We start from the raw sequence: 21,360 nt of genomic DNA, 5'->3' as shown, positions 1-21,360 counted from the left end.
ATCAGTCGGGGTCCCGTTCGGCCGACAGCATCGGCAGCCACAACCGCGTCGCGTAGTCGGGCAGTCCGGCGGCGACCAGATCCTCGAACGGCAAGCCGGGCCCCCACACCCGGACGTGTGCGGGCTCGGCGTCCTCCCCGGGATACTTGCCGGTCTTCCACCGCCAACCGGCCTCCCGCAGTGGGGCTCCGCGATGGTGATCGGTTTCCGCCCACGCATAGGACGTCTTGAGCGGCAGTGGAATCGGGGCGCGTCGGCCCGCGTCGTACATCGTCACGAGATCGCGCAGCAGATCGACGGCGGATTCCGGCGGGCCCAGCAGCCGCTCCCTGGGTGGGCCGGAACGCTTGGGCCGTCCGATGCACACCGCTGTCCATTCCCGGCCCGGATACTGGGCGGTCAACGCCACCAGGCGAATCCACGACTCCAGCAGATGCCTGCCATCCAGCTTCGAGTACGTGACCGCGACCAGTCGGTCACCGTAGAGCCGCGGGACGGTACCCGTGACCCGTCTGCCAAGTGTCACCTCGACGTCGACGTCGTACGCGTCCGGTTCGGCGGTGCGGTGCCGTTTGGCGGCCGAGGCGAGCGCGTCGACCTGCACGCAGATGTCGGTCGCCGTGCGCCACCCCAGCTTGCCAGGCGGCAGTGAGCCGCGACGCCACTCCGCGGCCCTGGCCGATTCCGGTGTCATGCCGCGCAACATGTCGTCGAGCATCCGGTCGCCGACCTTCCACTCCTGCAGGGCGTCGATCTCGACGGGCATGGCGTCCTCGACGGCCTCGACGTCCCACGGCAGCGTGTAGTCCAGCGCACGGAAGAACCCCTTGACCGGATCCTTGAAGAAGCCGATCAGGTCGTCGAGCGCAATGTCATCCGGTGGCGGTGCGGGCAGAGGTTGACCGATCAGAGTCGGGCGCTTTCCGCGATGGCCCGCCGCGACCTGTGCCGCGGTCAGCGCTGTCGGGTCGAAGGTGAACGGTTGACCCGCAGGCATGCCGAGCGCACCGGGTGTCACGTTGCGAACGTCGAACGGCTGCAACGGATGTTCGACGAGAACCCAATCGCGGACCTTCTCCGGGGTGGTGCCGTCAAGCGTATCGAGCAGTTCGACAAGGGGCACCGCAGGAGGCTTACGTTGTCCCGAGTACTCGTTGGCGCCGGTGTAGGTGATGACGAGCTTCTCGGTCGCCGCGCCGATGGCGTCGAGCAGTAGTTGCCGGTCCTCCGAACGGATGTCGCGCTCACCGGTCATCGGATCGCGGGCCAGCACGTCGTCGCCGTCGACGACGCCAAGCCTCGGGAACACGCCGTCGTCGAGCCCGACCAGGCAGACCACCCGGTGCGGTACGGACCGCATCGGCACCATCGTGCACACCGTCAGCGTGCCGGTGCGGAAGTTCGCGCGCGTGGGCCGGCCGGCGAGGTGACGGTCCAACAGCGCCTTGATGTCGGGAAGCCGCATCACGGTGTCGGCATGCGAGCCGGCCTTCGCGACCACGTCGTTGAACTCGCGCTCGACTTGGCTGGACTGCCACAGGTCGGCATCGGGCACCGCGGTCAGGGCAGTGATGCCGGTGGACAACGCGGCCAGCCAGTCACGGAGTGGCCGTGCGCCGGAGAGCGATTCGACACAGGTGTGCAGGCGCTCGACGTACTCGGCCAGCCGGCCGGCGAGTTCGATCCGGTTACTGCCGACGTCGTCGAGCGGGAGGGTGGTGTCCAGCCACGCATGCGAGTCGTCGGACATCGCCACGCCCGCAAGTACCCGGTCGATGCCGAAACGCCACGTGTTCTGCAGGAAGTCGACGCCGTACGGGTGCCGGTGGGCCCGGTCGAAACCCCAGCGGATGTTCGCCTCGCGGACCCAGTCGGCGATGGCGTCGAGGTCATCGTCGCTGAAGTTGAATCGGGTGCGGACGGGACCGGCCTCGGCGAGGTTGAGGACCTCGCTGGCGGTGGCGCGTCCGCCGGCGAGTGTGAGCAGCTGCGACGCGACGCCGAGCAGCGGATTGGTCTGTGTCAGTGCGCGATCGGCGAGCTTGACGCGAAGCCGATGCGCCGGATGCGAGCCGGTGACGACGTCGCCGAGGCCGAAGCCCGCGACGATCAGCGGTGCGTAGGTCTCGATGTCGGGGCACATCACGAGGATGTCGCGTGGCTCGAGGGTGTCATCATCGGCGAGCAGGCCGAGCAGCACTTCGCGTAGGACGTCGATCTGGCGGGCGGGACCGTGGCAGCTGTGCACCTGCACCGAGCGGTCGTCGGCTCTGAGCGTGCGGCCTTGCGGGCGAACGGCATTGGCGGTGATATCGGATTGCAGCCAGCCGAGCATCGTCTCGGGATGGGCGCGGCCGCCGAGATATTCGTCGGTATCGCGGTCGGCGGGCAGGCCGCGCTGCAGCTCGCGCAGATCGCGGCCGAGTGTCGCCAACAGCGGATGGTGCACCTGTCGGTGGGTGGTGTCCGCACGACGGGGGATGGGGCCCTGGTCGTCGACGAGCGACGTCCACAGTTCGTCGCTGGGGTGCGGCAGCCACAAGTGAAGATCGTGGTGGGTAGCCAGCGCGTCGAGCAGTTCGATCTCGGTGCTCGGCAGTCGAGTGTGGCCGAACAGCGAGATGCGCTGCGGCAGGTCGGTCGGGGAGTCTCGCAGTGTGGCAACGGTTTTGGCGTGGCGGATATGCGGTGGATCGGCGTCGATGCGACCGGTCAAGGCGCGCCAGAGGGGTGGCTGCCACCGCAGATCGTCGTCGACGCCACCGTCGGCGCCGCTCTCCCAGTCGATGAGCAGTTGGGGTCGCTGGCGGGCGTAGGACGCGAAGAGTCCGGCGAGCCGCCGGGCGACGGAGTAGCGCCGACCTTGCCGCAGTTCACGCTCGTCGCCCGTTTCGAAGTGGCCGAGGTGGGTCGACAGGGTCTTGCACCAGGGCTGGTCGCAGCTTTCGTCGATGACGTCGAGCAGCGGCCAGACCATCGCGTCGGGCGACCAGGGATCGTCGCGGTCGGTGCCGCTGATTTCGGCGATCAGCGAGTACGGGCTGCGGAAGGAGATGCCCGCGCACACCCCGTCGGCGCCACGGCCGCGGCCGAGCACGTGCGACAGCCGCTGACTCAGCCACCGTTCGACACCCTTGGCCGGGACGATGACGACTTCCTCGGCGAACGGGTCGGGCAGGGGGTCCGATAGCAGGGCACCGAGCCCGTCGGCCAGCAGATCGGTGCGCTCAGCACGGTGCAGGTGCAGTGCCATCGCCGTCCACCATACGAGTCGGGAAGCGGCGCAGTGCCGTAACTAGCTGCCGTTGTTGCGCCGGATAATCAGGTCCTTGAGTTCGGCGACGTGCTCCTCGACCGTCCGAAAGCCCGCTCGTGTCTCCTGTCGGAGGTCGGCGAGGCCTGTCTCGACCGCCGTCAGTCGTGAATCGACCGCCGTCAGTCGCTGCGAATGCTCTCGCTGATTTGCGCCCAGAGCATTGACCGCTGACAGCACCGCGCGGTAATCAGCCTGCGAGGCTTCCAGGGCCGCAACTCGCGCCTCCAGGTCCTCCAACGTGGCCATCACTGCATCCTATGGCGGCGACGGCGCAGTCGCCGTCGGAAGCTGCGAGGTTGTGGATAGCTCGTTCGTTAGACCAGGACAACACGGTCGCCACCCTCGACCTGTCGCCTCAACTCGTCGACGACACGGTCGAGCTCGCCGACCATCCAGCTGTTCAGACCGCGGTTCCGGTAGGCGGCCAGCAGTGCGCCGTAGTGCCAGAGGTGGTCCTGCGGATTCTTCCGGGTGAATCGCTGCCACAGTTGCGGGCCGTGTTCGTGGTAGTCCCGCAGCATCGACCGCGCATTGTCCAGCTTGTCGGCCACCGAAACCAGCAGGGTGTCCTCGCCCACCTGGTTGAGGCGCTGGATGTAGGCGGTCTTGCGGTCGCGCCACGGCGGCTTCGGCACCTCATCGGCGTCGCTGCATTCATCGACGATGCGCGCGACGTCCGCACCGAAGTTCTTTCGGATCTCATCCAGCGTCGGCGGCCCACCGGCGTCCTCGACGCAGTCGTGCAGCAACGCCGCGATGGCCTGCTCCTCGGACCCGCCGTCGTTGATCACCAAGCCCGCCACCGACAGCAGGTGCCCGAAGTACGGAATGTCACCGCCCTTGCGGACCTGGTTGTGATGCTTCAGTTCGGCGTATACGAGCGCCTTGGAGAATTGCCCGGTCAGTTTCGGTGTCGAGGTCTGCTCACTCACGTCGTCTCCTCCTACTGCCCGACCATAGCCGCGGGCCGGGGCGCCCGTGTTCGTGTCGTCCATGCGCCGACGCGGGTCCTCTGGAGGCATATATACGTAGTGCCAACCTCCGCGCGACTTTGTCGCTGACGTTGGTCGCGGCGGTAGTAGTTGAGCGACAAAGTCGCGCAGAGGTTGGCAAGTCGAGGAGTACCTCCGAGGGACGCGGCGCGAACGGAGAGGGAGACGCGGCGCGAACGGAGAGGGATGCAGCGCGGATCAGCCTCGCGTGACCGAGTTTGATCCGCTCCTGTTGATCTCCGGATCGCCCGAGAGATAGACGATTTCGTTGTCGAAGCCGGACGCACCGATCACATCGGCGCTGTCGACGGTGACCTTGTTCTCGACGCCCGACACGGTGACGTTGACGCATTGTCCGGTCAGCGTGACCGTGTTGTTGACCCCGCTGATGCTCACGTCGCCGCCTTGGCAGACGACCGTCTGGGTTCCGTCGACGCCCGACACGCTCGCCGGAGCGCCGGGTGTCGCGGTCTGTTCCGTCTCGCGGCCGGGAATATCGGGAATGCTCGGAAAGCTCGGAATGCTCGGAAAGGAGATCGACGGTGGGCTGTAGGTCGACGCGCCACCCGGGCGATCGACCGACCCGCCGCCACCGGCCACCTCCTCGACCGTTGACGACACCCTCCACACGACCGCGGCGATCCCGACTAGGCCGGCGAACACGACCGCGATCACTCCGATGACCAATCCGACGGGAACGCTCGGCTTCTTCTCGACCGGCGTGTAGTGCGTGCCGAACGGCGGCTGATACGGGTTGCCGTAGGACGGCGGACTTCCGTACGGCGGCGGACTTCCGTAAGGCGGGTTGCCGTACGGGGGTGGCGGCAGCTGGGCCGTGGGGTTGACGCCTTCGGCGTAACGGGGCGGATCGTCGGTGCCCAGCTCCCGGGCCCCGTACCCGGCCGCCGACTGCTCGAGCTGCCGGATCCGTTCCTCGGGGTCTTCCGGGGAGGTCATGCGCAGATATTCGCATATCGCGATCATGTGTGGGCGTCGAAGCAACGACGCCAGGTACTTTCTTTGCCATGCCAGGAACGCAGAACTCGCGCGGCGCCAAACGACGGAACGAGACGCCTCGGTGGATGACGATCGCGTTCACGGTGTTCGCCTTGGCCTTGCTCGGCGCCATGGTGGTGTTCGTCGTCAAGCCCAGGCTCCCGGGATCGTCGACATCGCCGTCGACCCAGGCCTCTGCACCCAGCTCACCGGCCCCCAGCGCGCCCGTGCCGCCGACGTGCAGCGAGGCCGAAGCCCTGGTCAACACCTTGTCCACCCGCGACAAGCTCGCACAGCTCCTCATGGTCGGTGTGACCGGCGCCGAGGACGCCCGGGCCGTGGCGGCCGACCATCACATCGGCGGCATCATGATCGGCAGCTGGACCGACCTGTCGATGCTGCAGGACGGATCCCTGCCCGGGATCGCCGCTTCGACGGGTCCGCTGCCGCTCGCGGTCAGCGTCGATGAGGAAGGCGGCCGCGTGTCACGGCTGGCGCCCATCATCGGCGAGCAGCCGTCGCCGCGCGTCCTGGCCGCCACGAGCTCACCCGATGACGTCTACGACATCGCGCTGGAACGTGGCCGCGCGATGAAACAGCTCGGAATCACAGTCGATTTCGCCCCGGTGGTCGACGTCACCGATGCGCCCGACGACACCGTGATCGGCGATCGGTCGTTCGGCTCGAACGCCGAGACCGTGACTGCCTACGCAGGCGCGTACGCGCAAGGGTTGCGTGACGCAGGACTGCTTCCGGTGCTCAAACACTTCCCCGGACATGGCCATGGCTCGGGCGATTCGCACACGGGCGGCGTGAGCGTCCCACCGATCGAGCAACTGCAGGCCGACGACCTGCTCCCGTACCGGACGTTGACCACCCAGCATCCCGTCGCCGTGATGCTCGGTCACGTGCAGGTGCCTGGCCTGACGGGCACCGATCAGGCCAGCCTGTCGGCGCCGGCCTACGACCTGCTGCGGTCCGGGGGCTACGGCGGCCCGCCCTTCTCCGGCCTGGTGTACACCGACGACCTGTCCAGCATGGCCGCGATCAACGAGCAGTACGGCGTGCCCGAGGCGGTGCTGCGCGCGCTGCAGGCCGGCGCCGACATCGCGCTGTGGATCACCACCGACGAAGTGCCTGCGGTTTTGGATTCCCTTGAGCAGGCGGTCAATTCGGGTCAGTTGAGCATGGACCGCGTGAACGAGTCGGCGACGCGCGTGGCGGCGTCGAAGAGCTCGTCGCCCAACTGTATGGGCTGAGCACCAGGCGTTTGCGGTGTCGCGATAGCGGCAACCCCGCAGTCATGCTGGGAAAGCTGCGATCCACCGTCCTCGACTGCCGCGACCCGCGAGGCCTGGCCACCTTCTACGCCGGTGTTCTCGGTGGCAGCCTCTATGCAGAGGACGACACGTGGGTGGTGCTGACCGACCCCACAGGACGCCGGCTCGCCTTCCAGCTGTCTCCCCAGCACGATCCGCCCCGCTTTCCCGATCCGCACGGTTCGCAGCAATTCCACCTCGACATCGCGGTCGACGACGTCGACGCCGCCGAGCGTGAAGTCCTTGCGCTGGGCGCGACCCGGGTGAGCGATGCCGCCGAGGACAACCTCTTCCGGGTGTATCGCGACCCGGCCGGTCACACCTTCTGTCTGGTGTGGGGAGTCGACGATCAGCAAAAGTGACAAAAGACTGACAAAGCACGTCGCGGACCCCTCAGCGGGGTACCCAGGAAACGTGGCTGCACCAGGATTCATCGCCATCGGGAGTGGTCCCGCGGGGCTGAGCGCGGCGGAGACGTTCCGCAGCAAGCACCCCGGCATTCCCGTGCGCATCCTCACCGTCGACCCCGCGCTGCCGTATGCCAGGCCCCCGCTGAGCAAGGGCTATCTCTGCGGGCGCGAGGCCAAGCGTGACCTGCACAGTGCCGGTTGGTTCGGCCGCAACAACGTCGAACTCATTCGCGGCGTCACCGTCGACCGCATCGACACCGCCGGCCAGGAAGTGGTCACGGCCGGCGGACAGCGCTACCCCTACTGGCACCTCGTCGTGGCTTCGGGCGCCGCGGCGGTCAAGCTGGATATCCCCGGCGCCGAGGCCGCGCTCACCCTGCGTTCGTTCGGCGACGCGGTCGCGCTCAAGATGGCGGCCCGCTACGCGGACTCAGCGGTCGTGATCGGCGGCGGTCTGATCGGCTGTGAGGCCGCGGCCTGCCTGGCGGCCAGCGGCGTGGACACCGCGCTCGTGGCCGCGGAAGCCGTTCCCCTGCAGCGGCGATTCGGGCTCGAAGCCGGTGAGCGCGTGGTCAAGATCCTCTCCGACAACGGAGTCGGCTTCGTCGGCGAGACCACCGTGACCGAGATCGGCGACTCGTGTGTGGTGCTCGACGACGGCACCACCGTTCAGGCGGACCTTGTCGTATCGGCGACCGGTATGCGGCCTGACATCAGGTTGGCCGAGTCGGCGGGATTGGAGACTCGCGACGGGCGCATCGTGGTCGACGAGCACATGCACGCCTCGGCGCGCAACGTCTATGCCGCGGGCGACGTCGCACTCGCCCACAACGTGACCGCCAGAAGGCGCATCCGCGCCGAGCACTGGCGCGACGCCGCGCACGAGGGCCTCGTCGCCGGACTCACCGCCGCCGGGTTCTCGGCCTCCTGGGATCAGGTGCCCGGATTCTCCTGCACCATCGGCGATTCGGTTCTCAAGTACAGCGGCTGGGGCAACTACGAAACCTGCCGGCTGGTCGACAACCACAACGGGTTCACGGTCTGGTACGAGACCGGAGGTGACGTCGTCGGCGTGCTGACCCTCAACGCCGACGAGGACCACCGGCGCGCCGAAGAACTGTTGCGGGCCTAGCGATCACAACCAATCCTTCCGCTTGAACGTCCAGTACAGAACGAGCACCAGCAGCACGATGATCGATGTGCTGGTGACGAAACCGCCCACCGTCTCGATGCCGGGGTAGAGCACGTTCTGTCCGTAGAAGCCGGTGATCGCCGTCGGCACCGCGATGATCGCCGCCCATCCGGTGAGCTTCTTCATGACCGTGTTCAGCCGGGCATCCTGCAGCGACAGGTTGGTTTCGAACACCGTGGTGATCATGTCCCGCAACGATTCTGTCCACTCCGACGCGCGCAGCACGTGGTCGTACAGGTCGGCATACAGCGGATCGAGTTCGGGTGAGGTTTTGGCGTCCAGCCTGCGGTGCTGAATCGAGTTGACGACCTCGCGCATCGGCAGCACCACCCGGCGCAACTCGACCAGATCCTTACGCAGGCGGAACGTCTTTCGCTGTAGACCTTTTCGGACGTTGTTCTCGAAGAGATCGTCCTCGACCGACTCGATACCGTCGTCGAGCGCCTGCACCGCGTCGAAGTGACCGTCGACGACGACGTCGAGCAGGCCGTGCACCAGCGCCCCCACGCCGTACTCCTGGCCGCCGAGCTCGTCGAATCGCTGCGAGACGGAGTCGATGTCGAAGTGCGGCGACAATCGCACCGTGATCAGTCCGCGCGGCAGCACGAACCCCGAGATGCGGTGGATGTCCAGGATCGACTCGGAGTCGTCCTGGGGCAGCGGATCCTTGATCACCACGCTGTACACCGTGAAGAAGGTGTGTGAGCGGTAGACGACGGCCTTGGTGCGCTCGGCGTCGGCGATTGCGTCCTCGACGGCCCAGTTGTCGAGATCGAGTTCGAGCGCCAGATCCTTGAGGATCGCGTGGTCGGGGTCGTAGATGTCGCACCAGATCAGCGCGTCGTCGTCGGCGAGATAGTCCGAGATCGACGCGAACTCGAAGTCCTCCTGCGGCTTGCCGTCTCGCCACACCCGGCCCCGGACATCGGTCACCCAACCATCATGTCAGTGTCACGCCTGCGGAGCCCTGGGATCAGCATGGGGACCCGCTTGCGGTACTCGGCGTAGTGCGAGCCCAGCGCCGCCATCAGGTCGTGCTCCTCGATCTGCAGGGCCAGCAGGATGTAGCCCGTCATCACCGCGGCGAACAACAGGTGACCCGCGGTCATGGTCGGCGCGGCCCAGAAGGCGATGAGGAAGCCCAGCATCAGCGGGTGGCGCACCACTCGGTAGAGCAGCGTCGTCCGGAAGCCCGTCTCGACCGACGGCCGCGCCCGCCAGTTCGCGAACACCTGCTTCAGCCCGAACAACTCGAAGTGATTGATCATGAACGTCGATGCCAGCACCGTCGCCCAGCCCAGCCAGAACAGCGCCCACAATCCAAGACGCGCAGGCTGCCAAGTGACGTCCCAGACGACGGTGGGGAGCTCGCGCCACTGCCAAAACATCACGACGAGAACGAGACTCGCCGCCAGCACGTAGGTGCTCCGTTCGATGGGCGCCGGCACGATGCGGGTCCACCATTTCTTGAACGCGGGGCGCGCCATCACGCTGTGCTGCAGCGCGAAAACCGTCACCAACGCGACGTCGATCAGCACCGCCCACCCCACCGGGGCGGCGACGGCTTCGTCGACACTTCGCGGCACGAATCCGCCGACAAATCCGATCAGGTACAGAAAGACAACGAGGAACAGGGTGTAGCTCAGCGTGCCGTACACGACGGCCAGGGATCGGTTCATGGTTCGACCTTGCGCCCCGGCGGGCCGTCGACGCATGGGGCGGATGCCTCAACTCTCGGGTGGGTCCGCCAGTCCGTGTTCGAGGGCGTACATGCTTGCCCCGATCCGGTTCGAGACGCCGATCTTGGTGTACGTGCGCTCCACGTGGTTGCGGACCGTCTTCTCGCTGAGCACCAGTTTGGCGGCGATCTCCTTGTTGCTTGCACCATGGGCCACCAGTCGGAGCACCTCGACCTCGCGCGCGGTCAGCCCGTGGGGTCGTGCCTTCGGCCGGTCGGGTGCATGACCGGAGGCGTACAGCACGGCGTCGGCGGCCACCGAGTCCAGCTCGCCGTCGCGGACGCGTTCACGTAGCCGGCGTGCGGCACCGGCCGGCCCGAGTGCCTCACGGTAGGGCCGCGGTTCGAGCGCGCTCTGATAGCTCACCGCGCACGCCAGCAATCGGTCGGGCATCGTCAGCTGCCGCGCCGCCAGCCCGCGCGGATACCCGGAGCCGTCGAGGCATTCGTGATGATTGGTGGCCACCGCCGCCACGTCCTTCAGGCCGTGCACCCGCGACAGGATGCGCTCGGAGAGGTAGGGGTGCAGCCGCATCCGCTCGAACTCGGCCATCGTCAAATCGCCTGATTTGGACCAGATCTGGTTCGACACCCCGATGCGGCCGACGTCGTGTACCCATGCCGCTCTTCGAGTCAACGTGACGGCGTCGTCGTCCAGTCCTGCGCTGACGGCACCATCGGCCGCCAGCTGGGCGACCTTCCGTGAATGCCCCAGGGTGAACGGACATTTGAGGTCGACGAAATCGCCGAGCGCCACCAGCAGCGCGTCCAGTGACGGGCCGTCGAGGCGGGTGTTGCGATCCGGTGCGTGTTGCAGCGCGGTGCCCCACACATCGCCGGCCGACGGCACCGCGAGCACGCCGGCCGGGTCGGCGACGAACGCGTCGACCACGGCCGGATCGAACTGCCCGCCGCGGCGGCTGCGGGCCATCGCGACCGCACCCTCGGTCCCGTACTCCCGCTGATGCACCTCGACCATGTCGGCGAGCTGGGCCACCCGCATCTCGATCGGAATGGCCTCGCCGGACGCCCCGGTCGGCAGACCGCCGCCGTCGAAGCGTTCGAAGGTGAACCGCAACGCGGTCTGCACGTCGTCGGAAAGCCCGATGTGTTCGGCCAGCAGCGCCGCCGACGTGCAATGTGAGTGGATGAGCTGCGAAATATGCCCTCGTGCATTGGCATACAGCGTCGCCGCGGTTTTCAGTCGCGACAGTAGCGACTCGCCGCGGCCGATGTTGGTCAGCAGGAAGCGTTGGTACGGCAGCCCCGACCAGTCGACGAGATAGGAGCCGCGACGCACCGCGATGTCGTCACCGAACCAGCGCGCGTACTCATGAGAGTCGGCGTGACAGCCGATCCACATGATCAGCGTGGCGTAGTAGATGCAATCGCGCTGTGATGCAGCAAGTCCCAGACGGTCGGCGATCCGCGTCGCGATCAGCGCCGACCGCAGCATGTGCTCGGCGGGCTGCCCCAATCCGAGGTCGATGGCCACCGACAGCGCCGCCAGTACCTCCGCGCGGGTCGGAAGGTCTGGCTGCGCCTGCCGGGAGGGCATGTGCCGATTCTGCGCCGTTGTCATCGGTTGGTCAGCCGGATAGGTCAAGACGGTCGCCGTCGCGATGCCGCGCGACGTCGAACGCCTCGAAACGGCCCTGTGCGACGACGCAGATGCCGCGCTGGGGGAGCTGGAAGTCCGCGAGGTTGCCCTGCACGGGATGTGGGCCGACGGAGCCGAGATCCTCGCCGCGCAGGACGGCGCTCGAGTCGGCGACCGCCCACACCCGTCGCGGTGCGATCCGGAACTCCTGACCGTTGGGCAGGTTGCCGGTCAGCTTGATCCGGCCGACACCCAACAGCGGCCCGACGGCGGGGCTCATCGCGGCGAGCACTTTGCGGCTTCGCGACATCGCCGCGGGCAGCTTTGATCCGATGGCGCTCATCAGTCGTGTTGCGGGCGTGGCTTTGATGTCGACGCGCCAATCCAGCACTGAGTCAATGGAAATCGCGAGGGACCACGGCGTCACCCAGCGCGACGTGATGTCGCAGACGACCGGGTCGACGGGGGTGGCCGAGCTGAAGTAGCGCGAGCAGCTCTGCGGGCCGGGCGTGGTCGCGTAGAACGTCCATACGCCGTCCGGGGTGCGATGCCACACCGACAGATAGGCGGGGGAGAAGGACGTCTCGGGGAAGTCGCGGAACGCCAGGTAGTGCCCGTTGGCGAAGGGCAGGCCCATCACGCCGAAGCCGACGACGCGTTCCTCGTCGCCGTCGGGGAGGGGCAGGTTTCTGGCTGCGGTCGCGGCCGCTTGAGGTGTCGTGGTCATGCCGTCATCATTTGTTGACGGCACGGGAGGCCACATGGGGCAATTGCCCCAAGTTCGAGGCTGCCGGGCTCGATTCCATTGGCGCAAGCGAAACGTCAGCCGCGGAAGCCCGCTAGCAGCGACTCGACGCCCAGCTTCCATCGTCGCTCGACTGACGGCCCCGACGGGCCAAGCCAGCGGCCCAACTCCTGCACAGCCAATCCCTGCGCCAATGCGAGCAGCACGTGCGCGATGTCCGTGACGTCGCCCGACAGCAGCCCCGCATCGACGCACCGCTGGATCCGGCCGATGAACACTTCGCGCACCGATGCTCCCGCCGCCAGCTCGTCGGGTCCCGGCTCGAAGTCCATGAACGGCCGCGAGAACATCACCTGCGCCAGCCTCGGATAGGCGCGGCAAAAGTGCCGGAACACCGGCACCAGCCGTTCCAGATCGTCGAGTGGATCGTCGGTGACCGGCACCTTTGCCAGCTCAGCGCCGAGCAGCCGGAAGCCCTCGAAGAACATCGCCCGCACCAGGCCGGCCTTGTCGGTGAACAGCTCGTAGACCGCGGGCACCGACGTGCCCGCCCGCTCGGCCACCCGTCGCGTCGTGAACCCCGAGAAGCCCTCGGCGGCCAGCGTCGCTACCGCGACCTCCAGCAGGTGCTCGCGCAGTTCGGGCGTGCGTTGCTTGGCCCTGGGCATCTCAGCGGCCTAGCCGAGGCTGAATTCCGTTGCCAAACCGTCGATTCCGGCCTGGATCGCCTGCAACGCCGATTCGCGGGCCTTGAGTTTGGTCGCTACATGTGCGCCGGTGTGCAACTGCGCCGCCGCGGCTGCGGCGGCCTGGGCGCTGGCGAGTACCTGGTCCTTTTCGACGATCTCGTCCAGCCAGCCCGCGGTGATCGTCTCGTCGCCGACGTAGATCGATGCCAGTGCCGTGCCGCGTTGGAACGCCGCGGGCGTCAACCGCATCCGCATGATCTCGATCGCCGAGATCGGAATCGTCATCCCGATGGCCACCTCGATCGCCTGGCATTTGGTCTTCGGCTGCCCGACCCGGTGGTCGCCCGACAGCAGCAGGAACGACCCCATCGCGATCGCCGAGCCCGTCGCGGCCATGATCACCGGCGCGGGGAACGTCAGGCATCGCACCGACAGCTCGAAGCCGCCGGCCAACATGTTGTGCGCCGCCTGCGGGTCGCCCGACTGGAATACCGCGAGGTCGAATCCGCCGCTGAACACGCGGTCATTGCCCGCGAGCACGACGGCCTTCGCGGAGTCCTTCTCGGCGCGGTCGAGGGCCACGTTGATCGCGGCCTGCATGTCGGGACCCAGCACATTGACTTTGCCGTCGTCCATGGTGATCGTCGCGACTGAATCGTTGAGCTCGTAGCCAACCGGGCTGGTCATCGCCTCTCCTTTGAGTGCGTCGAGTTTCCAGATCGATGTTACGAAACAGTGTTACGAAAGCCAAGGCTCCTAAACGAAAGCCAAGCTAAGCGAGATCGCGCCGGTGCCGGGGACCACCGTTGATCACCTGGGTCTGGGCGTCATCGTCGTCGTAGTCCGCTCCGTTGTCCTTGGGGACATCCGCTGCCGCCGGGCCGTCGAACGGCACCTCGCGCAGGGGCGCATTGAACGAAGCCTTCCGCGGCGGAGCCTCCCGTCGCGGTGGCGGTGGCGGTGGCGCGCTTTCCGCAGCGGGTGCTTTCGCCTGGGCGGTGGACAGGCGCTCGCGCATCTTGTCGGCGGCGGTGCGCACCCTGTTGATCTCGCTGCGCAGGACCTCTTCGCGACTCTCGCTTGCCGCGTAGTGGTAGTACGTCAACAGATTGCGCAGCAGTTCGAGCTTCTGCTTCTCCTGCCGGGCCAGATCATGGGTGGTCAGCAACTGCAGCCGCTCGACGGGATGCAGTGTGGCCCAGTCCAATACGGCCGCCGACCGGAACTGACGTCCGGCCCGCTTCGATCCCTTACTCGTGGGCTTGTCGAAGTAGGTGACTGCGCCGTCGAAGCGGGACGCGATGGTCTCTCCGAGTTCGCGGCGGTCCAGCGCCGAATCCCACACGATCCGGAACTCCTGCGACGGCGCCAGGTACGGGATCTCTGCCGGGAGATTCAGCGGCACGATGTCGACGTAGCGATCCTCGTACACGTTCTCGTACTTGCCGACGGTTGGAGGATGCGCCCACTCGAATCGGATGCTGTACGCCGCGGTCTGACCGAAGTTCTTGACGACGAGTTCGACGAGATGCCAGTCGTTGGCGGCCGGCTCCATGTACATCGCCACGTTGGGCTGCATCAGCTCTTCGGCGTGTGTTCTGGCCCGTTGGTAGGCCCGCCACGCGTATACCAATGCCGCAATGAGCACCATGACCGCCACCCACGCAGCCAGTGCAGTCCACCCACTGGGCGATACGTCGGTCACGCTGAGTGCCCGGAAATCGACCCGTTCCACGTACCGACGTATATCACGGTCCGTCCGCCGCTACAGAATCAGAGAAATTTGCGCTCGCGTCATTTGCTGGAAAAGCCCAGGACGCTGGGTAAGCAGAGACCGGAGTGCCTAACGAGGTTGGCGGCGACCTTGCCAGCTACGACAACGAATCCGCAGCGCTCAACCGCCCATCAACATGCGCCACTGATCCAGATTGCTGGCGCGATATACGTAATTGGTGCGCCGCACCTCTGAAAGCGCCGCACTGGGCTCCTGCGAATACCAGTGGCCAGGAAAGACGGTCGGATCGCCGGACAGCTGAGCCAGCGCCTGCAGGCTGCGGAACATCTCGTCGACATCGCCACCGGGGAAGTCGGTACGACCGCAGCCCTCCAGAAACAGCGTGTCGCCCGCGACAAGTCGGCCGTCCAGCAGGAAGCACTGGCTTCCCGGGGTGTGGCCAGGAGTATGGAGAAGCTCGATGTCGATGTCGCCGACCTTGATCACATCGCCATGCTGATGGTCGGTCAGCTCGCTGCGGGCGATCCCGGTGACTCGTGAAACCCATTCGGCCTCAACGCTGTTGACGTGCACGGGCACGCTGACCCGCTCGAGCAGCTCGGCGAGGCCCTTCAGTTCGAATCCCATCATCGAGCCGCCGACATGGTCGGGGTGGTGGTGGCTGACCAGCACGCCCGAGAGGTGCATGCCGTCGGCCTCCAGCGCGTCAACCAGGTCACCCGCCGCATACGCCGGATCGACGACGACGCAATCGCCGGTCTCGCGGTCGCCGATGAGATAGGCGAAGTTGCGCATCTGCTCGGCGATCACGTCGCCTGCGGCGAAATCCCGGCCGGAGAGCAGCTGGCGAAAGTACAAGCGATCCGTCATGGGATTCAGACTATTCAGTCGGCTGCTATGCGCGAGTTTGACACCATGGCCGCTTATTCGAAGTGGTGCCTGCGATCCACAACCCTGGTGTCGATTTCGCCGCTAGCTCCAACAGCGGAGTCATTCCGCAACCTTGAGCCGGACCATGCGGGTGGTGCTGCTCTCATCGAGCTCGGCCACCTCGGCGTGGGAGCGCAGGAAGTCGCTGAACGAGCGGAATCCCAGCGACTTCTCCGAGAATGACGGGTCCATCCGCTTCATCTGCGCCTTGACCGCGGAGTTGTGCAGCCAGTCGGCGTCGTCCTTCTCGTGGCCGATCCGCAGCGCCCGCTCCAGAAGTGCGGTCGCGGCGGCCTGGGGGTCGGGCCCGTCGGGTTCGGAGTCACCGTCGGCGGCCTTCTTGCGCGGCTTCTTCTTGGACGGCTCGGTCACCGGCACACCCGGCAGCGCGTCGTAGGTGACGAACTCGTCGCACGCGGCAGTCAGTGACTTGCTGATCGAACCGGTGATACCGATGCCGACGACGTAGCGGCCGAGCCGTTTGCAGCGTTGCGCCAACGGGATGTAGTCGGAGTCGCCGGCGACGATGACGACGTGGGTGAGGTCGGGCAGCCGGAACATGTCCTCCACCGCGTCGACCGCCAACCGGATGTCGGCACCGTTCTTGGCGTACGCGGCGGCGGGAAACAGCTGGACCAGGTCGACCGCGCGGCCGACGAGCTGACCCTGGTATTCGGCGTTGACGTCGGCCGACCAGTCGGCGTAGGCCCGCGTCAGCACCAGCGTGCCGAACGAGGAGGCGAAGTCGATGATGGCGCTGACGTCGACGGTCGCCTCGGTGAGGCGGCCGGGCTTGGTGTGAAATCCCGCCGTTCTGTCGCGCTGAAACGAGCTGCGCCCGTGGATCTGGTCGTACCGAGAGATGACGATGTTGTCGAAATCGAGGTAGACGGCCACGCGTGGAGCGCCGGATTCGGTCACATGTCCGTCCTATCACCCTGTTGGCCGCCAACAGCGGTTTGGCGAGGCAAACGCCGAGAATGTACCCTCTTTAAGGCCCACGGCACGACTGTCGGGTCACGCCCCCTTAGCTCAGTCGGTAGAGCGTTTCCATGGTAAGGAAAAGGTCAACGGTTCGATTCCGTTAGGGGGCTCGGTGGACGGGACGGTGCGCCGGACCGGACTATCGGGGCGGTGTAGCTCAGCTGGTTAGAGCGCACGACTCATAATCGTGAGGTCGGGGGATCGAGTCCCCCCACCGCTACAAGACGACCAACAGTTAGACGAAGGACGAAGAAGTGGCCTCCAGTACAGACGTACGGCCCAAGATCACCTTGGCCTGCGAGGTGTGCAAGCACCGCAACTACATCACGAAGAAGAACCGCCGTAACGACCCCGATCGCCTCGAGATCAAGAAGTTCTGCCCGAACTGCGGCAAGCACCAGGCGCATAAGGAATCGCGCTAGCGCGCACCAACCCGCGGGCGGTTGCCCGCGGTTGACGGATAGGTCCACTTTGTCGCTGTCGAAGCAGATCGTCGGGATGCACTTCCGCTATCCCGACAGCTACGTCGTCGGGCGGGAGAAGCTGCGCGAGTATGCCGTCGCGGTGAAGAACGAGGACCCCGCCTACCACGACGACGCCGCTGCCGCCGAGCTGGGACACGACGCGATCTGTGCGCCGCTGACGTTCATCTCGGTATTCGGTTACCAGGCGCAGACGGCGTTCTTCGCCAGTGCCAACATCGGCATCAGCGACATGCAGATCGTCCAAGTGGATCAGGTGGTGAAGTTCCGCAAGCCGATCCACGCCGGTGACACGCTCTACTGCGACGTGTACGTGGACTCCGTCAAGCAGGCGCACGGCACCGACATCATCGTCACCAAGAACGTCGTCACCGACGACAACGGTGACGTTGTCCAGGAGACTTACACGACCCTCGCGGGCCGCACCGGCGAAGAGGGAGAAGAGGGTTTCAGCGATGGCACTGCGTGAGTTCGATTCGGTGAAGGTGGGCGACCTGCTTCCCGAGAAAGTGATCCCGCTGACGCGGGGTGACCTGGTGAACTACGCCGGCGTGTCCGGCGACCTGAACCCCATCCACTGGGATGACGAGATCGCCAAGCAGGTCGGCCTGGACACCGCGATCGCCCACGGGATGCTCACCATGGGATTGGGGGGCGGCTACATCACCTCCTGGGTCGGGGACCCCGCGGCGGTCACCGAATACAACGTGCGGTTCACCGCTGTGGTCCCGGTTCCCAACGACGGTGTGGGTGCCGAAATCGTTTTCAGCGGACGTGTGAAATCCGTTGAACCCGAGACGAAGTCGGTGACCATCGCATTGACGGCCACTGCGGGCGGAAAAAAGATCTTCGGCCGCGCGGTCGCCACTGCGAAGCTGGCGTAGCGGATGGCTCTGAAGACAGACATCCGGGGGATGGTCTGGGAGTATCCCGACACGTTCGTGGTGGGCCGCGAACAGGTCCGCCAGTTTGCGAAAGCGGTGAAGTCGACCGCGCCGGCCACTGTCGACGAGGCTGCAGCCGCCGAACTCGGCCATGACGCCCTCATAGCGCCGCTCACTTTTGCGTCGATCTTCGCGGTGATGATCCAGACTCACTTCTTTCAGCACGTCGACGTCGGCATGGAAACCATGCAGATCGTCCAGGTCGACCAGAAGTTTCGGTTCCACCGGCCGATCAAGGTCGGCGACCGGCTGACCGGGACCATGTACGTCGAGACGGTGGTCGAGAGGTTCGGCGCCGACATCGTGACGACCCGCAATGTCTGTGCCGAGCAGGACGGCACCATCGTGATGGAGGCGTTCACCACGCTCATGGGCCACGAGGGCGACAACTCGATCGCGGTGAAGTGGGACCCCGAGACGGGTCAGGTCGTCCGCACAGCTTCCGGCGAGAACGGACAGGCGGCGGATTAGTACGTTGTGCGGGTGGCGCGCTACACTCGCTACTCGGGGTTTTCCCAGTCCAGCGCGCTGTCCGTCGGTTATAGATCGACCGAACGGGGAGCGCGCAAATTGTGTGAGCCCCGGACCCGGGTGGTTCTGCCTGTAGTGCCATCCTGAAGGGGCGTAGCTCAACTGGCAGAGCAGCGGTCTCCAAAACCGCAGGTTGCAGGTTCAAGTCCTGTCGCCCCTGCTCAACTGAATACTCGACAAGCGTGGACACTGGATGGTGTCCCCCCGACAACAGACGAAAGGCATGCGGTGAGCGACGAGCGTGATCGTGACGGCTCCGCAGACGCCCCCGGCGATACCGGTGACGGCAACGGCGCGGTCGTAACCCGGCCGACCCGGCCCAGCGGCAAGCGGTCGCGGCGCGTGTCCAGCGGCGAGGACGTCAGCAGCGCTGTGGACCTGGAAACCGGCAGCCAAGCGTCCCCGACCAAGAACGGCTCGGGCACCGCGAAGAAGACCGCCAAGAAGCGTGGCGACGGTCCCTCGCGCAACCCGCTCCTCTACGTGTGGAACTACCTGAAGCAGGTCGTTGCCGAGCTGCGCAAGGTGATCTGGCCGAACCGCAAGCAGATGGTCAGCTACACCGCGGTGGTGCTGGTCTTCCTGGCGTTCATGGTGGCGCTGATCGGCGGAGTCGATCTGGGCGTGGGCAAGCTCGTCATGTGGGTGTTCGGCTGACGAGTGATGTATTGAGAGAGGACTGACTAGTGACTTCCTTCGAGGGCGATACGCCTTCGGCCGTGTCTGACGCGCTCGCAGAAGCAGCGGACCCGGCAACCGTGATCGCAGACGAGGCCGCTGAGCGCCTGGAGGACAGCACAGCTGCCGAGGCCGTGGAAGACGCGCCGGCGCCTGCTGAGGATGCTGAGCCTGATGTCGCCGCCGAAGCGCCTGCGGAAGACGAGGACGAGGACCCGGCCGTCGCGCTGAAGAAGGATCTGCGCGCCCGGCCCGGCGACTGGTACGTCATCCACAGCTACGCCGGTTACGAGAACAAGGTGAAGGCCAACCTCGAGACCCGCGTGCAGAACCTCGACGTCGGTGACTACATCTTCCAGGTCGAGGTGCCCACCGAAGAGGTCACCGAGATCAAGAACGGCCAGCGTAAGCAGGTCAACCGCAAGGTGCTGCCCGGCTACATCCTGGTCCGGATGGAGCTCAACGACGAGTCGTGGGGCGCGGTGCGCAATACGCCCGGCGTCACCGGTTTTGTCGGAGCGACGTCACGGCCGTCGCCCTTATCATTGGACGACGTGGTGAAGTTCCTGCTGCCGCCCGCATCGGCGAAGAAGCCGGCGAAGAGCACTGCGGGCGCGGCCGCGTCCTCCGAGGCCTCGATGGAGCGTCCGGAAATCCTCGTCGACTTCGAGGTCGGCGAATCGGTCACGGTCATGGACGGCCCATTCGCGACGCTGCCCGCATCGATCAGCGAGGTCAACGCCGAGCAGCAGAAGCTCAAGGTGCTGGTGTCGATCTTCGGTCGCGAGACACCCGTCGAACTGACCTTTACTCAGGTCGCCAAGATCTAAAGACAAGTAAGAAAGAAAAGGAAACCGAACACTCATGGCCCCGAAGAAGAAGGTCACTGGGCTGATCAAGCTGCAGATCCAGGCCGGAGCGGCCAACCCCGCCCCGCCCGTGGGTCCGGCGCTCGGCCAGCACGGCGTCAACATCATGGAGTTCTGCAAGGCGTACAACGCCGCGACGGAGAGCCAGCGCGGCAACGTCATCCCCGTGGAGATCACCGTCTACGAGGACCGCAGCTTCACGTTCGCGCTGAAGACCCCGCCCGCCGCCAAGCTGCTGCTGAAGGCTGCAGGCGTGCAGAAGGGTTCCGGCACCCCGCACACCACCAAGGTCGCCAAGGTGTCCTGGGCTCAGGTGCGCGAGATCGCCGAGACCAAGAAGGAAGACTTGAACGCCAACGACATTGACGCGGCGTCCAAGATCATCGCCGGCACCGCCCGGTCGATGGGGATCACGGTCGAATAGTTCGGCCGTACCCGTGGGAGGGCCAGCTGCGGCCCGCCAACCACAACTCATCAATTAGGAGACACCAATGAGCAAGAACAGCAAGGCATATCGCGAAGCGGCCGAGAAGGTCGACAAGGACAACCTGTACTCCCCGATCGAGGCCGTGCGCCTGGCCAAGGAGACGTCGTCGAAGAAGCAGGACGCGACCGTCGAGGTTGCCATCCGGCTGGGCGTCGACCCGCGTAAGGCCGACCAGATGGTGCGCGGCACCGTCAACCTGCCCAACGGCACCGGTAAGACCGCACGCGTCGTGGTGTTCGCGGTCGGCGACAAGGCGGAGGCGGCCCTGGCTGCCGGCGCCGACGAGGTGGGCAGCGACGACCTGATCGAGAAGATTCAGGGCGGCTTCCTGGACTTCGACGCCGCGATCGCGACGCCGGATCAGATGGCCAAGGTCGGCAAGATCGCCCGTGTGCTCGGCCCGCGTGGCCTGATGCCCAACCCGAAGACCGGCACGGTGACTCCCGATGTCGCCAAGGCCGTGTCCGACATCAAGGGCGGCAAGATCAACTTCCGTGTCGACAAGCAGGCCAACCTGCACTTCGTGATCGGCAAGGCGTCGTTCGACGAGAAGAAGCTGGCGGAGAACTACGGCGCGGCGCTCGATGAGGTGCTGCGCGCCAAGCCGTCGTCGTCGAAGGGGCGCTACCTCAAGAAGGTTGTCGTGTCGACGACGACGGGTCCGGGCATCCCCGTGGACCCGGCGGTAACCCGCAACTTCACCGAGGCGTAGTCAGCCGAAAT

The 21,360-nt window shown here is 66.1% G+C and carries 24 protein-coding genes and 3 tRNA genes; 14 read left to right on the top strand and 13 right to left on the bottom strand.

Going from position 1 to position 21,360, the window contains the following annotated elements:
- Position 1 precedes the first annotated feature (1 nt).
- The 4 genes from recC to CSQ99_RS01805 all read right to left on the bottom strand — a co-directional run bounded on the left by recC (position 2) and on the right by CSQ99_RS01805 (position 5,265).
- Positions 2 to 3,253 (bottom strand): exodeoxyribonuclease V subunit gamma, encoded by a 3,252-nt coding sequence (gene recC, locus CSQ99_RS01820; RefSeq protein ID WP_099037297.1) that lies wholly within the window; start codon positions 3,251 to 3,253, stop codon positions 2 to 4.
- A gap of 42 nt (positions 3,254 to 3,295) precedes the next feature.
- Entirely contained in the window at positions 3,296 to 3,562 is a 267-nt protein-coding gene (locus CSQ99_RS01815; RefSeq protein ID WP_099037296.1) for a hypothetical protein, read from the bottom strand.
- A 68-nt stretch (positions 3,563 to 3,630) separates the two neighbouring features.
- A complete protein-coding gene (locus tag CSQ99_RS01810) occupies positions 3,631 to 4,248 on the bottom strand; it encodes an HD domain-containing protein (RefSeq protein WP_099037359.1) in 618 nt (205 codons plus the stop codon).
- 258 nt (positions 4,249 to 4,506) lie between these two features.
- Positions 4,507 to 5,265 carry a DUF3060 domain-containing protein gene (locus CSQ99_RS01805; RefSeq protein ID WP_176560815.1) on the bottom strand — a complete coding sequence of 253 codons (759 nt, stop codon included), beginning with the start codon at positions 5,263 to 5,265 and terminating at the stop codon, positions 4,507 to 4,509.
- Positions 5,266 to 5,435: 170 nt separating this feature from the next.
- Between CSQ99_RS01805 and CSQ99_RS01800 the strand changes: the two genes are divergently transcribed.
- From CSQ99_RS01800 to CSQ99_RS01790, 3 genes are read left to right on the top strand one after another with little or no spacing between them, the layout of a single operon-like run.
- Entirely contained in the window at positions 5,436 to 6,563 is a 1,128-nt protein-coding gene (locus CSQ99_RS01800; protein WP_245908626.1) for a glycoside hydrolase family 3 N-terminal domain-containing protein, read from the top strand.
- Positions 6,564 to 6,607: 44 nt separating this feature from the next.
- Positions 6,608 to 6,985, top strand: a complete 378-nt coding sequence (locus tag CSQ99_RS01795) for a VOC family protein (protein WP_099037293.1) — start codon at positions 6,608 to 6,610, stop codon at positions 6,983 to 6,985.
- Between the two features lie 52 nt (positions 6,986 to 7,037).
- Positions 7,038 to 8,165, top strand: a complete 1,128-nt coding sequence (locus CSQ99_RS01790; protein ID WP_099037292.1) for an NAD(P)/FAD-dependent oxidoreductase — start codon at positions 7,038 to 7,040, stop codon at positions 8,163 to 8,165.
- Positions 8,166 to 8,168: 3 nt separating this feature from the next.
- Here CSQ99_RS01790 and CSQ99_RS01785 read toward each other — a convergent pair whose 3' ends face one another.
- The 9 genes from CSQ99_RS01785 to CSQ99_RS01745 all read right to left on the bottom strand — a co-directional run bounded on the left by CSQ99_RS01785 (position 8,169) and on the right by CSQ99_RS01745 (position 16,583).
- Positions 8,169 to 9,158: a magnesium transporter CorA family protein gene (locus tag CSQ99_RS01785; protein ID WP_099037291.1), complete on the bottom strand. Its 990-nt coding sequence runs from the start codon at positions 9,156 to 9,158 to the stop codon at positions 8,169 to 8,171.
- Positions 9,155 to 9,904: a methanethiol S-methyltransferase gene (mddA, locus tag CSQ99_RS01780; RefSeq protein WP_099037290.1), complete on the bottom strand. Its 750-nt coding sequence runs from the start codon at positions 9,902 to 9,904 to the stop codon at positions 9,155 to 9,157. Before mddA ends, CSQ99_RS01785 begins: the two co-directional genes overlap by 4 nt.
- 48 nt (positions 9,905 to 9,952) lie before the next feature.
- Positions 9,953 to 11,521, bottom strand: coding sequence for an HD domain-containing phosphohydrolase (locus tag CSQ99_RS01775; RefSeq protein WP_245908607.1), 1,569 nt, complete (start codon positions 11,519 to 11,521; stop codon positions 9,953 to 9,955).
- Between the two features lie 31 nt (positions 11,522 to 11,552).
- Positions 11,553 to 12,290, bottom strand: a complete 738-nt coding sequence (locus CSQ99_RS01770) for a hypothetical protein (RefSeq protein ID WP_099037289.1) — start codon at positions 12,288 to 12,290, stop codon at positions 11,553 to 11,555.
- Positions 12,291 to 12,385: 95 nt separating this feature from the next.
- Positions 12,386 to 12,976, bottom strand: a complete 591-nt coding sequence (locus CSQ99_RS01765; RefSeq protein WP_099037288.1) for a TetR/AcrR family transcriptional regulator — start codon at positions 12,974 to 12,976, stop codon at positions 12,386 to 12,388.
- Between the two features lie 9 nt (positions 12,977 to 12,985).
- Positions 12,986 to 13,684, bottom strand: coding sequence for a crotonase/enoyl-CoA hydratase family protein (locus CSQ99_RS01760; RefSeq protein WP_099037287.1), 699 nt, complete (start codon positions 13,682 to 13,684; stop codon positions 12,986 to 12,988).
- Positions 13,685 to 13,769: 85 nt separating this feature from the next.
- On the bottom strand, positions 13,770 to 14,732 hold the full coding sequence (locus tag CSQ99_RS01755; protein ID WP_099037286.1) for a hypothetical protein: 963 nt from the start codon (positions 14,730 to 14,732) through the stop codon (positions 13,770 to 13,772).
- A 159-nt stretch (positions 14,733 to 14,891) separates the two neighbouring features.
- Complete coding sequence (locus tag CSQ99_RS01750) at positions 14,892 to 15,602, bottom strand: MBL fold metallo-hydrolase (protein ID WP_099037285.1); 711 nt, start codon at positions 15,600 to 15,602, stop codon at positions 14,892 to 14,894.
- 120 nt (positions 15,603 to 15,722) lie between these two features.
- Positions 15,723 to 16,583: an NYN domain-containing protein gene (locus CSQ99_RS01745; protein WP_099037284.1), complete on the bottom strand. Its 861-nt coding sequence runs from the start codon at positions 16,581 to 16,583 to the stop codon at positions 15,723 to 15,725.
- 100 nt (positions 16,584 to 16,683) lie between these two features.
- Between CSQ99_RS01745 and CSQ99_RS01740 the strand changes: the two genes are divergently transcribed.
- The 11 genes from CSQ99_RS01740 (at position 16,684) to rplA (ending at position 21,349) form a co-directional block, all read left to right on the top strand.
- A tRNA-Thr gene (locus CSQ99_RS01740) sits at positions 16,684 to 16,756 on the top strand.
- A gap of 36 nt (positions 16,757 to 16,792) precedes the next feature.
- A tRNA-Met gene (locus CSQ99_RS01735) sits at positions 16,793 to 16,866 on the top strand.
- Positions 16,867 to 16,900: 34 nt separating this feature from the next.
- Positions 16,901 to 17,068, top strand: a complete 168-nt coding sequence (gene rpmG, locus CSQ99_RS01730) for a 50S ribosomal protein L33 (protein ID WP_003929651.1) — start codon at positions 16,901 to 16,903, stop codon at positions 17,066 to 17,068.
- Between the two features lie 49 nt (positions 17,069 to 17,117).
- The gene (hadA, locus tag CSQ99_RS01725; protein ID WP_099037283.1) at positions 17,118 to 17,597 is read left to right on the top strand and encodes a (3R)-hydroxyacyl-ACP dehydratase subunit HadA; all 480 of its coding nucleotides are present in this window, start codon (positions 17,118 to 17,120) and stop codon (positions 17,595 to 17,597) included.
- Positions 17,584 to 18,012 carry a (3R)-hydroxyacyl-ACP dehydratase subunit HadB gene (gene hadB, locus CSQ99_RS01720; RefSeq protein WP_099037282.1) on the top strand — a complete coding sequence of 143 codons (429 nt, stop codon included), beginning with the start codon at positions 17,584 to 17,586 and terminating at the stop codon, positions 18,010 to 18,012. Before hadA ends, hadB begins: the two co-directional genes overlap by 14 nt.
- 3 nt (positions 18,013 to 18,015) lie before the next feature.
- Positions 18,016 to 18,543 (top strand): (3R)-hydroxyacyl-ACP dehydratase subunit HadC, encoded by a 528-nt coding sequence (hadC, locus tag CSQ99_RS01715; protein ID WP_099037281.1) that lies wholly within the window; start codon positions 18,016 to 18,018, stop codon positions 18,541 to 18,543.
- 147 nt (positions 18,544 to 18,690) lie between these two features.
- Positions 18,691 to 18,763, top strand: a tRNA-Trp gene (locus CSQ99_RS01710).
- A gap of 68 nt (positions 18,764 to 18,831) precedes the next feature.
- On the top strand, positions 18,832 to 19,260 hold the full coding sequence (gene secE / locus CSQ99_RS01705; protein WP_176560814.1) for a preprotein translocase subunit SecE: 429 nt from the start codon (positions 18,832 to 18,834) through the stop codon (positions 19,258 to 19,260).
- Between the two features lie 62 nt (positions 19,261 to 19,322).
- On the top strand, positions 19,323 to 20,111 hold the full coding sequence (gene nusG, locus CSQ99_RS01700; protein ID WP_425437754.1) for a transcription termination/antitermination protein NusG: 789 nt from the start codon (positions 19,323 to 19,325) through the stop codon (positions 20,109 to 20,111).
- Positions 20,112 to 20,145: 34 nt separating this feature from the next.
- Positions 20,146 to 20,574 carry a 50S ribosomal protein L11 gene (gene rplK / locus CSQ99_RS01695; RefSeq protein WP_099037278.1) on the top strand — a complete coding sequence of 143 codons (429 nt, stop codon included), beginning with the start codon at positions 20,146 to 20,148 and terminating at the stop codon, positions 20,572 to 20,574.
- Between the two features lie 67 nt (positions 20,575 to 20,641).
- Positions 20,642 to 21,349: a 50S ribosomal protein L1 gene (gene rplA, locus CSQ99_RS01690; RefSeq protein WP_099037277.1), complete on the top strand. Its 708-nt coding sequence runs from the start codon at positions 20,642 to 20,644 to the stop codon at positions 21,347 to 21,349.
- Positions 21,350 to 21,360: the final 11 nt, after the last annotated feature.

The sequence above is a fragment of the Mycobacterium neglectum genome, assembly GCF_002591975.1.
GTDB classification, from domain to species: Bacteria; Actinomycetota; Actinomycetes; order Mycobacteriales; family Mycobacteriaceae; genus Mycobacterium; species Mycobacterium neglectum.
This window is presented reverse-complemented; position numbering and strand designations above follow the sequence as displayed.

Excerpts from the sequence above, each read along its gene's own strand:
- recC (WP_099037297.1), bottom strand. The coding sequence starts at position 3,253 with ATGGCACTGCACCTGCACCGTGCTGAGCGCACCGATCTGCTGGCCGAC.
- CSQ99_RS01815 (WP_099037296.1), bottom strand. The coding sequence starts at position 3,562 with ATGGCCACGTTGGAGGACCTGGAGGCGCGAGTTGCGGCCCTGGAAGCC.
- CSQ99_RS01805 (WP_176560815.1), bottom strand. The coding sequence starts at position 5,265 with ATGACCTCCCCGGAAGACCCCGAGGAACGGATCCGGCAGCTCGAGCAG.
- CSQ99_RS01800 (WP_245908626.1), top strand. The coding sequence starts at position 5,436 with ATGGTGGTGTTCGTCGTCAAGCCCAGGCTCCCGGGATCGTCGACATCG.
- CSQ99_RS01795 (WP_099037293.1), top strand. The coding sequence starts at position 6,608 with ATGCTGGGAAAGCTGCGATCCACCGTCCTCGACTGCCGCGACCCGCGA.
- mddA (WP_099037290.1), bottom strand. The coding sequence starts at position 9,904 with ATGAACCGATCCCTGGCCGTCGTGTACGGCACGCTGAGCTACACCCTG.
- CSQ99_RS01775 (WP_245908607.1), bottom strand. The coding sequence starts at position 11,521 with ATGCCCTCCCGGCAGGCGCAGCCAGACCTTCCGACCCGCGCGGAGGTA.
- CSQ99_RS01770 (WP_099037289.1), bottom strand. The coding sequence starts at position 12,290 with ATGACCACGACACCTCAAGCGGCCGCGACCGCAGCCAGAAACCTGCCC.
- CSQ99_RS01765 (WP_099037288.1), bottom strand. The coding sequence starts at position 12,976 with ATGCCCAGGGCCAAGCAACGCACGCCCGAACTGCGCGAGCACCTGCTG.
- CSQ99_RS01760 (WP_099037287.1), bottom strand. The coding sequence starts at position 13,684 with ATGACCAGCCCGGTTGGCTACGAGCTCAACGATTCAGTCGCGACGATC.
- CSQ99_RS01750 (WP_099037285.1), bottom strand. The coding sequence starts at position 15,602 with ATGACGGATCGCTTGTACTTTCGCCAGCTGCTCTCCGGCCGGGATTTC.
- hadB (WP_099037282.1), top strand. The coding sequence starts at position 17,584 with ATGGCACTGCGTGAGTTCGATTCGGTGAAGGTGGGCGACCTGCTTCCC.
- hadC (WP_099037281.1), top strand. The coding sequence starts at position 18,016 with ATGGCTCTGAAGACAGACATCCGGGGGATGGTCTGGGAGTATCCCGAC.
- rplK (WP_099037278.1), top strand. The coding sequence starts at position 20,146 with ATGGCCCCGAAGAAGAAGGTCACTGGGCTGATCAAGCTGCAGATCCAG.
- rplA (WP_099037277.1), top strand. The coding sequence starts at position 20,642 with ATGAGCAAGAACAGCAAGGCATATCGCGAAGCGGCCGAGAAGGTCGAC.